This window comes from Methanoculleus nereidis (genome assembly GCF_032944295.1).
GTDB classification, from domain to species: Archaea; Halobacteriota; Methanomicrobia; order Methanomicrobiales; family Methanoculleaceae; genus Methanoculleus; species Methanoculleus nereidis.
In genome coordinates this window covers 108,600-121,724 of sequence record NZ_JABFFQ010000002.1, presented here as the reverse complement: position 1 = coordinate 121,724, position 13,125 = coordinate 108,600, and the positions used below count along the sequence as shown (strand labels likewise).

Here is a 13,125-nt window from a genome sequence, read left to right as displayed (position 1 = left end):
CAAATATTGCGCACAGGACCCTATGTATTTTCTCACTCACGCTTCCGGGGCTTCGGAGGCTCCCATGACCGGTAACGCTGATACGGTTTTAGACCCAACGCTGTAGTGGACATGAACGACCTGGATCCACGTCCCGTGTATATGGACCACGCGGCGACGACATTCATGAAGCCCGAGGTCATTGCCGCGATGGCTCCGTACTTCTCAGAGCACTTCGGCAACCCCTCATCCCTCTACCGGTTTGCCGCCGAGTCCCGGCAGGGCGTTGAGACGGCGCGCCGGCAGGTGGCTGCAGCGATCGGTGCAAATCCGGGGGAAATCAACTTTTGCGCCGGCGGCAGCGAGGCCGACAACTGGGCGATCAAGGGGGTAGCTCTCGCGAACCGGGAGCGCGGCAACCATATCGTCACCTCCGCGATCGAGCACCATGCTGTCCTCCATACCTGCGAATGGCTGGAGCGGCAGGGGTTCTCCGTCACCTACCTCCCGGTCGACGAGTTCGGACGGGTGGACCCCGCCGACGTCGAGGAGGCGATCACCGACCGGACAACCCTGGTCTCGGTGATGGCCGCGAATAACGAGATCGGGACAATCCAGCCGGTTGCGGAGATCGGCCGGGTCGCGCACGACCACGGCGTCCTCTTTCACACCGACGCGGTCCAGGCGGTTGGGGCAGTGCCGATCGACGTGGAGCGGATGGAGATCGATCTCCTCTCGCTCTCCGGGCACAAGTTCTATGGCCCCAAGGGGGCCGGAGCACTCTACATCCGGGAAGGGACCCGTATCGAGAGCCTCATTCACGGCGGCGGGCAGGAACGGGGTCGGCGGGCCGGGACCGAGAATGTCCCGGGCATCGTCGGGTTCGGCCGCGCGATCGAACTTGCGACCGCTGATATCGAGGGGCACAACCGCTGTATCGCCGCGATGCGGGACCGGCTGGTCCGGGGGATTCTTGCGTCGATCCCGGACACCCGCGTAAACGGCCACCCAAAAGAGCGGCTCGCGAACAACGCGAACTTTAGTTTCCGCTATGTCGAGGGCGAGTCGATCCTCCTGCTCCTCGATGCCCATGGGATCTGTGCTTCAACAGGAAGCGCCTGCTCCTCGGGTTCGTCGGAACCCTCGCACGTGCTGCTCGCGATCGGGCTCCCCCACGAGGAGGCGCACGGTTCGCTCCGGCTCACCCTCGGCGACGCGAACACGGAAGACGACGTTGATTATGTCCTTGAAGTGCTCCCGGAGGTGATCGGGCGGCTGCGGAAGATATCGCCGTTGACGCCTTCCTGCGCCCGGATACCGGAGGTCGACTGATGTATACGGAAAAAGTGATTACAGAGTTTACGAACCCGCAGTATGTGGGTGAACTGGCGGATGCCGACGGTGTCGGCGAGGTCGGGAGCCCGACCTGTGGGGATATCATGAGGATCTACCTGAAGGTCGAGGAAGACCGGATCGTAGACGCCCGGTTCCAGACCTTCGGGTGTGCGGCGGCGATCGCCTCGAGTTCCATGGCTACCCGGATGATCCGGGACCTCTCTCTCTCCGAGGCGTGGGACCTCTCGAACGCTGATGTGGTGGATGCCCTTGGCGGCCTTCCGGCGGGGAAGGTGCACTGTTCGGTCCTCGCCCGGGACGCCGTCCGGGCCGCGATCAACGACTACCGAACCCGCCGGGGGCTTGAGCCCTGGGAGGCGGGGCCCTGTGAGTGCTGTGGAGGGGCCGGGTGCGGTTCCCACCCCGAAAACGGTTAAATACGGACGGAGCGAAGGTAAACCATGGCTCTCCCGGAATTTGTTGTGGTCTTCTGCACGGCCTCTCCCGGCGAGGCGGAACCGCTCGCAAAAGCGCTCGTCGATTCCCGGCTGGCCGCATGTGTGAACGTTGCCGATGTGCAGTCCTGCTTCTGGTGGGAGGGCGCGGTCTCCCGCGAGGCCGAGCGCCTCCTGGTCATCAAGACGCAGCACCGCCTGCTCGACCCGCTCATCGAGCGGATCCGGGAACTCCACTCCTACGAAACACCTGAGATCATCGCCATGCCCGTCATCGGCGGTTACGCCCCGTACCTTGACTGGCTGCGGGAGGAGACGGCCTGATGGAGATCGTCTGCCGCGCCGGCATCCAGGTGACGGGTGACGGCGCGCGTGAGGTTCACGACGACATCATCGTCGAGGACCATGTCCGGCTCTTCCTGAACGGCGAGTTCCTCACGGCTCTGGTGGCGAGCGCCGACCGTCTGGATGATCTCGGGGCCGGGTTCGTCGTCTGCGAGGGGCTGGCGGACAGCGTCGACTCGGTGGAGGTCTCGGGGAAGGATGTCTACATCACCGCCCCGGCCAGAAAGGAGGTCCGGCTCGAGGTGGAGTCGTCCGGCGGCTCCCACGTGATCGGCGAGCCTGAAGCGGTCAGATCGGCGATCACGGTTACGGTGGATACCGTCCGTGCGGTCACGGCGGCGATCGAGTCCGATACCTGGCGGAGGACCGGTGGTGTCCACTGTTCGGTGCTCTTCTGCGACGGCGAATTCGTCACCCGGGCCTGCGATGTGGGGAGGCACAACACCGTCGATAAGGTCGTGGGCCATGCGGCCCTCCGGGGGCTCGACCGGTCGAAATGCATCCTTGGCTGCACCGGGAGGCAGCCGGCGGGGATGGTGTCGAAGGCAGCAAACGCGGGTATCCCGGTCGTCGTCTCCCGCGCCGCCACGACCGACCGCGGCATCCTCACGGCACAGCGCGCAGGACTCACCCTGATCGGCTTTTCACGTGGAGAGCGGTTCACCATCTACACGCACCCTGAGAGGGTGCCTGAGGTTCTGGGAATACTGGAGAAACCATGACTGAGAAGAACGAGAAGACCGCGCTGATCCTGCTCGGGTGTCCGCAGGTACCTGTCCAGACGAGCATGGCGCTCTACCTGGTGCATGGCTTAAAGGAGCATGGCATCCGGCCGGTGATTGCCGGGACTGTGGCGGCACGGAAACTGATGGAGGTGGCCGATCCTGATCGGTACTACGTTTCGGAGATGACCGATCTCGACGCCGCAATCGACGAGATAACGGGGAAGGAGAGGGATTTCGACCTATGTTTCGTCTTCATCCACAACGATTCGGGGATCGCGTATGCCGGGACGATGGCCTACATATCGAAGGCACGGGTGTATGCGCTCCTCTTCGGGGAGCACGCACAGGACCTTGCAGGCGAGATTGAGTTCCCCTGCGAGGTCGTCGCGGCGAAAGCCGTCCACAACCCTATGCCGCTGAAGCGGAAACTTGACGAGGTGATGCAATGGGCTGTCTCGAAGCGATGAAACCCGAGATCATCCTCTCCCAGACCACCTTTAAGGAGGCGCGGGAGTACATCAAGAAGAACGTCCGGGAGTACTACGAGGTTGAACCGGGCTACAAGATCCATGATGTCCATATCATTGGTGTGCCGCCGCTCTATGTCGGCATCGAGGGCGAGGACCTGATCTTCCCCTACACCAAGCCCTGCCACGGGACGTTTGTGGTGAAGGTCCCGGGCGGCGAGGAGCTCGCGCGGCTGCGGGCGAGGAAGAAGTAACCCTATTTTGACCCTTCCTGTCTGTTCTCACTGTCTGATGATGCCGGGGGCGATGTTGCCCTTTTCAGAAGACGCGGTGGAGGGGAGACCGGTCGTTTCAAAAAGGTCTCCCGGCCGATCCGGTGCGCACTCCCGGTCTGTAGCAGCATGCTTTGCGCCGTAAAAAAGGGAGGTCTATCTTTTCCGGCCTGATCGTATCTCCGGAACAGTGCCGGATTCTGCCGGTATCTCTACCTGCGCCGGACCAGGTAGCCGCCTGCGCCGAGCGCCAGGACGGCCCCGAATGCAAGGGCGGCTGTTCCGGCCGAGAACCCCGGCGCCGGTTTGCCAGCCGGTGCGGCTGTGGTCTGCTCCGCGGTGGGTTGTGCTGCCGCCTGCGCTGTCGTCTGTGCCGCTGTCGGGGTCGTTGCGGGCTCTTCGGCCTGCTCGACTCCGCTGATTGCGGAGAGGGAGAACCCGGGGCTCGTTGCCGTGAAGGTGACCGCCGTCCCGGTAGCTCTCTCGACCGTCGTCGGCAGCGCCTCCCACGCCGTGCCGCTGTAGCGGTACATCACGATCTCTTCGGGGGTGAACCCGTGCTCCTCCAGCCACGCGGCCGTGACGGAGAAGGTGATCGTCGCCCCGGTGATCTCCTCGAACCGGGCCGGCACCAGGTCGACGTACTGGTACGGGGTGCCCGGCGCCGGGGGGATCCCGGTTCCCGGGGAGGACTGTGTCCGGCCGGTGACGATGAATGACTTGAGCCCGGTGCCGGTGACGTTGACCTTGCTCACGGCGGAGTCGCCGCCCACGTTATACCCGTCCGGCCCGCCCGTCGAGCCGCCGCCACCGCCGCCGCTGTAGACCGGCCGGCTGGTCGGGGTTGCGGTTGGAGTTGAGGTTGGGGTCGGTGTGGGTTCCGTGACCGTGATGTAGCCGGCCCGGGAGAGCATGTCGGTTCCGTCCGCGTTATCGACCGTCAGACTGACCGTGTAGGTTCCGGCGGCGGCGTAGGTGTGCGTGGCGTTCCTCTCCGCCGCGTCTGTGGTGTTGTGCCACGCACTGTCGCCGAACGACCAGTTCCATCCCGTGGGTGAATCCGTCGAGGTGTCATTGAACTGTACGGCGAGCGGCACGGTGCCGGAGGTCCGGTTGGCGGTGAAGTTTGCCACCGGCGGAACCGGTGCGGCGGAGACCGTGATGTAGTCGGTCTCGGTGTGCGTGTTGCTTCCTGCTGCGTTGGTGGCATTCAGGCTGACGGTGTAGTTTCCGGCGGCGGCGTAGGTGTGGGTGGCGTTCTGATCGGTCGAGGTTTCGCCGTCGCCGAAGTCCCAGGCCCACGAAGTCGGTCCTCCTGTCGAGGTGTCATTGAACTGCACGGCGAGCGGCGCGGTGCCGGAAGTCCGGTTGGCGGTGAAGTTTGCCGTCGGGGCGACCGCAGCCGTGACCGTGATGACCTGTCGCGTGACGTTGTAACCGTCGTCGTTGTATGCCTGCAACGTTACCGTGTAGGTGCCCGGGGTGGTATAGGTGTGCGATGGGTTCCGGGCGTTTGATCCTGCGGTTTCAAGGCGCCAGACGTCGCTCGTGCTGCCATCCCCGCCCATGATTACGATGCTCCCGTCCGGCATCGCGACGGAGGTGTGGCCCAGCCTTGGCGACCACTCGGCGTGCTCGGTCACCTGCGTCCATGTCGTGCCGTTGTCGGTCGACCGCCAGACGTCGTTTTTCAGGCCGAGGTACCAGCCGCCCATGATTACGATGCTCCCGTCCGGCATCGCGACGCTGGTGTGAGAGTATCTTGAGTACCCCTCCCCGGGGTTGGACAACTCCGTCCATATGGCCCCGCCGTCGGTCGACTTCCATACCCTGCCCGAGCTGCCCGCCCCGCCCATGATTACGATGCTCCCGTCCGGCAGTACGACGCTGGTGGGGCCTTCTCCTGGCCACTCTGCGCTGTCGGAGATGTCGGTCATCCGCTCCCAGGTTCTGCCACTACTAGGCGACTTCCAGACGTCTTTCAGGCCGGAACCGGTGGTACCACTCATGAGTACGATGCTTCCATCCGGCATCGCGACGCTGGTGTGAGCGTATCTTGCCAACCACCCGGGACTCGTGTTCACGCATGTCCATGTCGCGCCGTAATCGCGCGACTGCCACACATCGTTTTTTAAGGTGTACTCGTCGCCCATGACGTTCATGCCGCCCATGAGAACGATGGTATCATTGACCGCGACCGCCGCATGGCCGTATCGTCCTGACCATATGTCATTGGGGTCGTGCGGCGTGATATTTTCCCAGGTTGCACCGTTATCCGTTGATAGCCACACGTCGTTCCTTGAGCCGCCGTCAATTCCGCCCATGAGTATGATGCTCCCGTTCGGCATCACGACGCTGGTGTGCCCCCCTCTTGCCGACCACCCGGCGCTCGTGTTCACCGCCGTCCACGTCCCGTTATACGTCTCGTCGCCGAAGAACCACGCCCAGCCGGTCGCGCCGGCCGAGTTATCGGTGAAGTCTACGGTCAGGGGCGCTGCCCCGGAAGTCGTGTTGCTGCTGAACGCCGCGTCAGGTGCGACGGCGCTTGCGGTGCCGATCAGCAGCAGGGTTGCAGCGATCAGGCACAGCGTCATCACTGGAATGCTTTTGAGAGGCCTTGCCATAGTGTATTAAAAAGAATTGTAAAAATATACGTATTTCGCTTTCATTTTACGCGCTTGACGGCAATTTTTGCTGCAAATGCGTTTTTAAATGTAACGGATTTAGTGATAGTGCCTGGGTTTGCATCTTTTTTGGTATTTGATAGAATTTGATAGAGTTTGAACATTTCCTGCTTTGTTTCACAGTTTTCCATCATTCATAAACCATAAATAAGGCCAGGTTCTGCCGGTGCATCCACCAGCGCCGGACCAGGAACCCGTCAGCGGCGAGTACCAGGACGGCCCCGGCTGCAAGGACGATCGTGGTCTGTTCTGTGGTGGGTTCTGCTGCCGCACGCGATATCACCGTCCCCGGAGCCCCCGGCCCGGTGCGGCGGGCGCGCTCAAAGAACGAGATATAAATTCCCGGAGAACCGTACTACAGTATTGAGAACCCGGCCACGTGCGGCCATGCCCGCGCGGCGAGCCGTCCTGCGGCCGGGACACCTGAATCTACACCGATACGGGCAGGTAACGGCCCAGGATGCGAGTGAGACCATGAGCGAACCCTTACGCGTGTTGTTGATCGGAAAGAGTCCCGGCAATCTTGGGGAGATGCTTCGCGAGTGCGGGCGCGACATTGAGTTGATCCACTGCGAGCGCCCCGAGGACGGGCTTGCTCGGGTATCGGGAGGCGGAATCAACGTCGTGCTCCTCGACCTCGATCTCGCGGGCAACCGGGGGACGGAGGTCTTCGACCGCCTGCGCCGGAGGGCGCCCGATCTCCCGGTCATCGTGCTCACTGCGGCGGGCTCGTCTCCCGCCACGCTCCATGCGATGCAGAACGGCGCGCAGGATTATCTTGTCCGGGGGAAGACCGGCGCGGAACTGCTCTGTCGGGCGATCCGGTACGCGCTCGAGCGGACGCGGGTGGAGGCCGCGCTCCGGCACTCGGAGGCGATGTATCGAAGGCTGGTCGAGAACCTCAACGAAGGCGTCGTCGCCGTGGACGAGGCCGGCCGCATCACCTTCGCAAACCCGCGCATGGAGGAGATCCTCAGCTGCCCCGCGCATCGCCTGATAGGTTCGCCGGTCGCCGGGTTCATCGCCGGAACCTCCCCGGGCGGAAAAAACCCGCTCTGCCAGGAAACCGACCGGAAGCAGGAGTTTGAACTGGATCTCCTTGCCAGCGACGGCGGGCGCGTCCACGCGCTCGTGGTCACCTCGCCGGTCTTCGACGCCGCCGGCGTCTTCCGCGGGTGCTTTGCCGGAGTGCTCGACATCACCGACCGCAAAAGGGCGGAGGAGGCACTCAGGCAGAGCGAGCAGAAGTACCGGCTTGTCGTAGAGAGTCTCAGCGAGGGGATCTGGGTTATCGACCGGGACGGCTGCACGTCGTTTGTCAACCCCCGGATGGCGGAGATGCTCGGCTATACCTCTGAAGAGATGATCGGGGAGTCCTTCTACTCGTTCCTCGCCCCCTCCTGCGGCTCCACGATGTGGGACCACCTGAATAGCCGGGATGACGGCGTCCGGGAGCAGTATGAGTGCGAGTTCGTCCGCAAGGACGGCGGCAGCATCACCGCGCTGATGATTGCGTCCCCGTTCACCGACGATTCCGGCGAGTTCCGGGGCTTGATCGCCGGCGTGATGGATATCACCGAGCGTAAACGTGCCGAAGAGGAGATCCGGATCAGAAACGAGCAGCTCATGGTGCTGAACCAGGTGGTCGGCGCCTCGGCTGCCTCCCTCTCTCTTGCCGAACTCCTGGAGGAATCGCTTGAGAAGACGCTTGAGATGATGGGGTTTGATGTCGGTATCGTGTATATGCTCGATGCCGAGCGCAAGCGGGCGTTGCTGCAGCACCAGAAGGGGCTCCCCCCGTCGGCGATGCCGCGGAGCCGTATCATCAAGGTCCACCACTGGCCGTTCAACTTTATCTTCGTCGCCGGCCAGCCCCGCTACATCGAGCAGCAGCCCGACCTGAGTTCCATCGAGGCGGGTATACTCGAGGAGCTCAAGGTATCGATACTCGCCTGCATCCCGCTCATCGCCGAATCGGTCGTTGTCGGGTCGGTGTACGTTGGCAGCAGGACAAAGGAATCCTTCTCCCGCGAGGAGATGGCGCTTCTGGAGATGGTGGGAAAAGAGATCGGGTCGGGCATCCTGAAAGGGATGCTGAATAAGAAACTGGAGGCGGCGAACCGGGAGGCGAATCTGTATCTCGACATCATGACACACGACATCAGGAACGCCGAGAACGTTTCGGGCCTGTACGCCGATCTCCTCGGTGAGATGCTTGAGGGAGAGAAGGCCCTATACGCGAGAAAGATCCGCAGTTGCATCCAGAGGAGCGCAGATATCCTCGGCAACGTCACCACGATCCGCCGCATCCACCACGATCCGCACGATTCCGGGCCGGTTGACCTTGATATCGTCGTCAGGGAGGAGGTCGCCGCCTTCCCGGAGGTTGCGATAGAGTTTTCGGCCAGCCACCGCCGGGTTTTGGCGGATGACCTCCTCTCCGAGGTCTTCGCGAACCTCATCCGAAACGCCGTCGAGTTCGGCGGCCAGGAGGTCAGGATCGCCATACGGGTGGAGGATTACGATGGCGAGAGCGTGCTGGTCTCCGTCGAGGATACCGGGCCGGGCATACCCGACCCCATAAAAGAGTCGATCTTCCACCGGTTCGAGCGGGGCTGGGTTGGCGGGTGCGGTGACGGGCTCGGGCTCTTCGTCGTCCGCACCCTGGTTGAGCGCTACGGCGGCACCATCCGCGTGGAAGACCGGGTGGAGGGGAGGCCGGATCTCGGTGCGGCGTTCAGGTTTACTCTCCGGGAGTTCCTTTCTTCTGGGGATGACGAGGATGACGAATATCTGGACGAAGAGGTGTGCGACTGAACACCCCTCTTCCGGCGAACCTCCACCCTTTGCGACCGGACCTGCGCATTGTCGGCTTTACGTCGGGGCAGAGGCTGACGTTTCGCCCCCGCATCAAAAGATTTAAGCCGTGCCGCCACTACTTAGCGTCGTGGCATCTGTATACGTCCGGGTCACCCAGTTCGTTGTGGCGGTCGCAGTTTGCCTGCTTGCGGGGGTCATCGGGTCGCTCTTCACGACACCGGCCATCCCTACCTGGTATGCCGGCCTCATAAAACCCGCCCTGAACCCGCCTTCATGGGTCTTCGGCCCGGTCTGGACGATACTCTATATCCTCATGGGCATTGCGCTCTATCTTGTCTGGAGCAAGGGGTGGGAGCGTAAGAACGTGCAGGTTGCCACGGCGATCTTCGCCGTCCAGCTGGTCCTGAACGTCCTCTGGTCGTACCTCTTCTTTGGCATGCAGGCACCGTACTTCGCTCTCATTGAGATTGTGCTCCTCTGGATTGCGATCGTTATGACGATAGCCGCCTTCTACCGGGTATCGGTACCTGCGGCGGTGCTCCTTGTTCCCTACATTCTCTGGGTGACCTTCGCGGCCTACCTGAATTACGGCATCTACGCCCTCAACCCGTAGAGCCCCACTTACAACCCCACTTTTTGAGCGAGTGACGGGCCCCCGGGCCGGAGGGTGCGATGGCCCGAAGGTCTTCGAGTTGCGAAGAACGCAAAAAAAGCGATAGGTGTTGGTATCGGCCCTGGTCCATGACCAGGGAAACCCCTCACGAGCCTCAGTATTTCTCAATCTGCCGCCAGACATGGGCGAACCGCTGGAAAGCGGTGTAGTGCCCGAGGACGCCGAATATGACGAGGAGCCACCCGAGGTAGTTCAGACCGTAGATCTCTCCCGGGATCAGCACCGTGAGGGCGCCGGCGATGATGATCAGCACCAGGCGGTCTGCCCGGCCGAGAATGCCCCCGTAGAACCTGCCGATCCCGACAGCCTGTGCCTGGGTGCCGAGGTACGAGGACATCAGGACCCCGGTCAGCGCGAAGACACCGATCGGCCAGGGTGCGGCGCCGCCCGCAAAGATTCCGGTGATGATGAATATGTCGGCGTAGCGGTCGATGACGTGGTCCAGAAAATCCCCGCGGATGCCCGCAATCCCCATATCCCGGGCGAGCGCTCCGTCGAGCGCGTCGAAGACAGCGTTGAGCGCGACCATGACGGTGCCGAGCACGACGCCCCCGGCATAGAATGCGATACCTGCAAGTGCCGATACCAGAAATGAGGCAATCGTCAGCGCGTTCGGGGTGATCCCGATCTTCCGGACAAGGTCCACCACGGGCTGCATGATGCCCTGCACCTGCGGCCGGAACTGGTCGAGCGTCATCTTCCGACCTCCAGGTAATCCGTCCAGTCGATTGACCCGCAGGACGGCGGGAGTTCTCCCCTGATGAACCGCTCGATCCGGTCTGCGCACTCGTCGACGGAGAGATCGGTTGTATCCAGTTCAAAGACGTGCTCGTCCGGGTGCTCCTCGAGCGTCTCGATCAGGATGACATCGAGCGCCTCCGCCTCGGCGTTCTCCGCGACCTTCTCCTCCGGGTAGTCTCTCGGGGCGAGCCGCTCTCGCAGGACGTCGGGGCGGCACCGGAGCACCACCACCCGGTCGCAGGGGAGGAGGTGGGCGAGGTGGCCTTCGACGATCCCGTTGAGGGGTTCGAACTCCTCTACCCACCGGTCGACGTCCACCACCAGTGTCTGGCGGGAACAGTCCTCCTCGATGATGTAAGGCCGCACCGTATCGGCCAGGCGGACGACACGGTTGCCCCGCTGCTCGAGTTCGGCTGCGATGGATGTCTTTCCTGTTCCCGGAGTACCGGTGATGCCTGTCATCATAGGGTGTTAATCGCCTCGAGGAATCGAACGTTTTCCCAATCTTCGCCGATGCAGACCCTGATGTAGTGGTTCCCGAGCCCCGGGAAACTGGTGCAGGACCGGACGAGGACGCCTTTTGCCGCGAGTTGCTCAGTCGCCTCGTCGCCCGTTAAGGGAGCGACGTTTATCATAACAAAGTTTGCGTCCGAGGGGTATGTCCGGAACGGTGTCTCTGTGAGGAACCGCTGCCGCCACCGCCCGATATGGTCGCGGGTCTCTCTCACCCGGTCGGTGTCGGCGAGCACCCCTGCGGCCGCGGCGAGAGAGACCGAGTTCAGCGCGAACGGGGTTGCGGCCTTCTGGTAGAACGGCTCCAGCCACTCCGGGACAAAGGCGTAGCCGACCCGCAGCCCGGCGAGGGCGAAGATCTTCGACATCGTCCGCCCGATGACCAGGTTCTCGTGCCGCCGCATCAGCGGCCGGTAATCGGTATCCGCAAAATCGACGTAGGCGTTGTCGAGGAAGAGCAGCCCCTCCATCCCTTCGAGGATCTCTTCGACGTCCTCCGGCGGGATCGAGTTCCCCGTAGGGTTGTTCGGAGAGCAGAGGAAGGCGAGTTTCGCCCCGCGGCAGGCTTCAACGAACTCCGCCGGGTCGACCGAGAAGTCCTCCCCCCTGGGGACGTTCACGACCCGGGCGCCGTGCGCCGCGGCCGCGATCCCGTAGAACGAGAAGGTCGGGGTCGAGACGGCCACCGTCTCGCCGGGCTCGACGACCGTCCGGATCACCGTCTCGATGACGCCGTCCATGCCTGCGCCGGTGACGAACCGGTAGTCGCCGTGGTAGCGGCGGAGCGCCTCTACGAGCACCGTCGCCCGCTCGTCCGGGTAGCGATTCACGGTCCGGAGGGCCTCCGTCGCCGCTCCGATTGCGGCGGGCGACGGCGGCCAGGGGTTCTCGTTGCTTGCGAGGCGAGCCACCCGGTCGATTCCGGGCTCCCGCGCGACGTTTTCGGCTTTCTTCGCGTAGGAGTAACCGCCCGTGCCCGTAAAGCACGCCCTAACCAAGCGCCGCATTGATGACACCGACAGCCGTGTCGATCTCCTCGTCCGTGATAACCAGCGGCGGGATCAGCCGGAGGTTCCCGTCGGCTGCGCAGTTGACGAGCACCCCGTTCTCGGCGCAGGTCTGTTGCACCTCCGGGCACCGGTCGCCGACCGACATGCCGATCATCAGGCCGCGGCCCCGGGGGTTGTGGGTGGCAAGCCCTTTCATGAACCGTTCGCCCTTCCGTGTGACATCGGGGAGGATCTCCTCGACGACGCCGATCGTCGCGAGTGCCGTCGCACAGGCGAGCGGGCCTCCGGCAAAGGTGCTCCCGTGCTCGCCCTTCGTGAACTCGAGCCCTTCCCGGGCGACGAGCGCGCCGATCGGAAATCCGCTCGCAAGCCCTTTTGCGATCGTGATGATATCGGGGATCACGCCCGAGTGCTGGAAGGCGAACCATTTGCCGGTCCGGCCCATCCCGGTCTGCACCTCGTCGACAATCATCAGCGCGCCGGTGTCGTCGCAGATCTCCCGGACGCCCTGGAGGAATCCGTCAGGAGGGATTATGACGCCCGCTTCGCCCTGGATCGGTTCGACGAAGACCCCGGCGGTATCGTTATCGACAACTTCTGCGAGGGCGTCCAGGTCGCCGTAGTCCACGAAGGCGCAGGGGGCCGAGAGCGGCTCAAACGGCTCCCTGATCGCGGGCTTGTGGGTGACGGCAAGCGATCCGCAGGTCCTGCCGTGGAACCCGTGGGCGAACGCGACGAAGTTTTTCCGTCCCGTCCGGACGCGGGCGAGTTTCATTGCGCCGTCGTTTGCCTCCGCGCCGGAGTTCGAGAAGAACGCCTTCGCGAGTCCCGTGATCCCCACAAGTTTCTCCGCGAGTTCTGCCTGGTTCGGGACGTAGTAGAGGTTCGAGCAGTGGATCAAATCTTTCGCCTGGCCGCAGATCGCCTCTACCACCAACGGGTGGCAGTGGCCGGTGCTGCAGACCGCAATTCCTGCCACACAGTCAATATACTCTTTTCCCTGGTCGTCCCAGACGCGCGACCCCGCGCCGCGGACGATCTTCATCGTCCGGCCGAACGCGGGCATGTAGTAGCGTGCATCAAGCACGCGTGAATCTTCTGCCATA

The 13,125-nt window shown here is 63.2% G+C and carries 13 protein-coding genes; 8 read left to right on the top strand and 5 right to left on the bottom strand.

What is annotated here, in order from left to right:
* Positions 1-111 precede the first annotated feature (111 nt).
* The 6 genes from nifS to HL657_RS05005 are packed head-to-tail and all read left to right on the top strand — an operon-like array spanning position 112 to position 3,560.
* Positions 112-1,311 (top strand): cysteine desulfurase NifS, encoded by a 1,200-nt coding sequence (nifS, locus tag HL657_RS05030; RefSeq protein ID WP_317295738.1) that lies wholly within the window; start codon positions 112-114, stop codon positions 1,309-1,311.
* Positions 1,311-1,751, top strand: coding sequence for an iron-sulfur cluster assembly scaffold protein (locus HL657_RS05025; protein ID WP_317295737.1), 441 nt, complete (start codon positions 1,311-1,313; stop codon positions 1,749-1,751). Before nifS ends, HL657_RS05025 begins: the two co-directional genes overlap by 1 nt.
* Before the next feature lie 24 nt (positions 1,752-1,775).
* Entirely contained in the window at positions 1,776-2,093 is a 318-nt protein-coding gene (gene cutA / locus HL657_RS05020; RefSeq protein WP_317295736.1) for a divalent-cation tolerance protein CutA, read from the top strand.
* Positions 2,093-2,836, top strand: coding sequence for a formate dehydrogenase accessory sulfurtransferase FdhD (gene fdhD / locus HL657_RS05015; RefSeq protein WP_317295735.1), 744 nt, complete (start codon positions 2,093-2,095; stop codon positions 2,834-2,836). Before cutA ends, fdhD begins: the two co-directional genes overlap by 1 nt.
* The gene (locus HL657_RS05010) at positions 2,833-3,306 is read left to right on the top strand and encodes a DUF1890 domain-containing protein (RefSeq protein WP_317295734.1); all 474 of its coding nucleotides are present in this window, start codon (positions 2,833-2,835) and stop codon (positions 3,304-3,306) included. The genes fdhD and HL657_RS05010 overlap by 4 nt, the downstream gene beginning before the upstream one ends.
* Entirely contained in the window at positions 3,285-3,560 is a 276-nt protein-coding gene (locus HL657_RS05005; RefSeq protein ID WP_317295733.1) for a DUF1894 domain-containing protein, read from the top strand. Before HL657_RS05010 ends, HL657_RS05005 begins: the two co-directional genes overlap by 22 nt.
* A gap of 230 nt (positions 3,561-3,790) precedes the next feature.
* Here HL657_RS05005 and HL657_RS05000 read toward each other — a convergent pair whose 3' ends face one another.
* Positions 3,791-6,202: a PKD domain-containing protein gene (locus tag HL657_RS05000; protein WP_317295732.1), complete on the bottom strand. Its 2,412-nt coding sequence runs from the start codon at positions 6,200-6,202 to the stop codon at positions 3,791-3,793.
* 534 nt (positions 6,203-6,736) lie between these two features.
* Here HL657_RS05000 and HL657_RS04995 point away from each other — a divergent pair.
* Together HL657_RS04995 and HL657_RS04990 are read left to right on the top strand one after the other, a co-directional pair.
* Complete coding sequence (locus HL657_RS04995) at positions 6,737-9,079, top strand: PAS domain S-box protein (RefSeq protein WP_317295731.1); 2,343 nt, start codon at positions 6,737-6,739, stop codon at positions 9,077-9,079.
* Positions 9,080-9,209: 130 nt separating this feature from the next.
* Positions 9,210-9,695, top strand: a complete 486-nt coding sequence (locus tag HL657_RS04990) for a TspO/MBR family protein (protein WP_317295730.1) — start codon at positions 9,210-9,212, stop codon at positions 9,693-9,695.
* 154 nt (positions 9,696-9,849) lie between these two features.
* Here HL657_RS04990 and HL657_RS04985 read toward each other — a convergent pair whose 3' ends face one another.
* Genes HL657_RS04985 through HL657_RS04970 form a run of 4 tightly spaced genes read right to left on the bottom strand, consistent with a single transcriptional unit; the run spans position 9,850 to position 13,124 of the window.
* Positions 9,850-10,452, bottom strand: coding sequence for a CDP-alcohol phosphatidyltransferase family protein (locus HL657_RS04985; RefSeq protein ID WP_317295729.1), 603 nt, complete (start codon positions 10,450-10,452; stop codon positions 9,850-9,852).
* Positions 10,449-10,961 carry an adenylate kinase family protein gene (locus HL657_RS04980; protein ID WP_317295728.1) on the bottom strand — a complete coding sequence of 171 codons (513 nt, stop codon included), beginning with the start codon at positions 10,959-10,961 and terminating at the stop codon, positions 10,449-10,451. The genes HL657_RS04985 and HL657_RS04980 overlap by 4 nt, the downstream gene beginning before the upstream one ends.
* Positions 10,958-12,016, bottom strand: a complete 1,059-nt coding sequence (gene hisC, locus HL657_RS04975; RefSeq protein ID WP_317295727.1) for a histidinol-phosphate transaminase — start codon at positions 12,014-12,016, stop codon at positions 10,958-10,960. Before hisC ends, HL657_RS04980 begins: the two co-directional genes overlap by 4 nt.
* The gene (locus HL657_RS04970; protein WP_317295726.1) at positions 12,000-13,124 is read right to left on the bottom strand and encodes an acetylornithine transaminase; all 1,125 of its coding nucleotides are present in this window, start codon (positions 13,122-13,124) and stop codon (positions 12,000-12,002) included. The genes hisC and HL657_RS04970 overlap by 17 nt, the downstream gene beginning before the upstream one ends.
* Position 13,125: the final 1 nt, after the last annotated feature.

Excerpts from the sequence above, each read along its gene's own strand:
- nifS (WP_317295738.1), top strand. The coding sequence starts at position 112 with ATGAACGACCTGGATCCACGTCCCGTGTATATGGACCACGCGGCGACG.
- HL657_RS04970 (WP_317295726.1), bottom strand. The coding sequence starts at position 13,124 with ATGGCAGAAGATTCACGCGTGCTTGATGCACGCTACTACATGCCCGCG.
- HL657_RS05010 (WP_317295734.1), top strand. The coding sequence starts at position 2,833 with ATGACTGAGAAGAACGAGAAGACCGCGCTGATCCTGCTCGGGTGTCCG.
- fdhD (WP_317295735.1), top strand. The coding sequence starts at position 2,093 with ATGGAGATCGTCTGCCGCGCCGGCATCCAGGTGACGGGTGACGGCGCG.
- HL657_RS05005 (WP_317295733.1), top strand. The coding sequence starts at position 3,285 with ATGGGCTGTCTCGAAGCGATGAAACCCGAGATCATCCTCTCCCAGACC.
- HL657_RS04980 (WP_317295728.1), bottom strand. The coding sequence starts at position 10,961 with ATGATGACAGGCATCACCGGTACTCCGGGAACAGGAAAGACATCCATC.
- HL657_RS04995 (WP_317295731.1), top strand. The coding sequence starts at position 6,737 with ATGAGCGAACCCTTACGCGTGTTGTTGATCGGAAAGAGTCCCGGCAAT.
- HL657_RS05025 (WP_317295737.1), top strand. The coding sequence starts at position 1,311 with ATGTATACGGAAAAAGTGATTACAGAGTTTACGAACCCGCAGTATGTG.
- hisC (WP_317295727.1), bottom strand. The coding sequence starts at position 12,016 with ATGCGGCGCTTGGTTAGGGCGTGCTTTACGGGCACGGGCGGTTACTCC.
- cutA (WP_317295736.1), top strand. The coding sequence starts at position 1,776 with ATGGCTCTCCCGGAATTTGTTGTGGTCTTCTGCACGGCCTCTCCCGGC.
- HL657_RS05000 (WP_317295732.1), bottom strand. The coding sequence starts at position 6,202 with ATGGCAAGGCCTCTCAAAAGCATTCCAGTGATGACGCTGTGCCTGATC.
- HL657_RS04985 (WP_317295729.1), bottom strand. The coding sequence starts at position 10,452 with ATGACGCTCGACCAGTTCCGGCCGCAGGTGCAGGGCATCATGCAGCCC.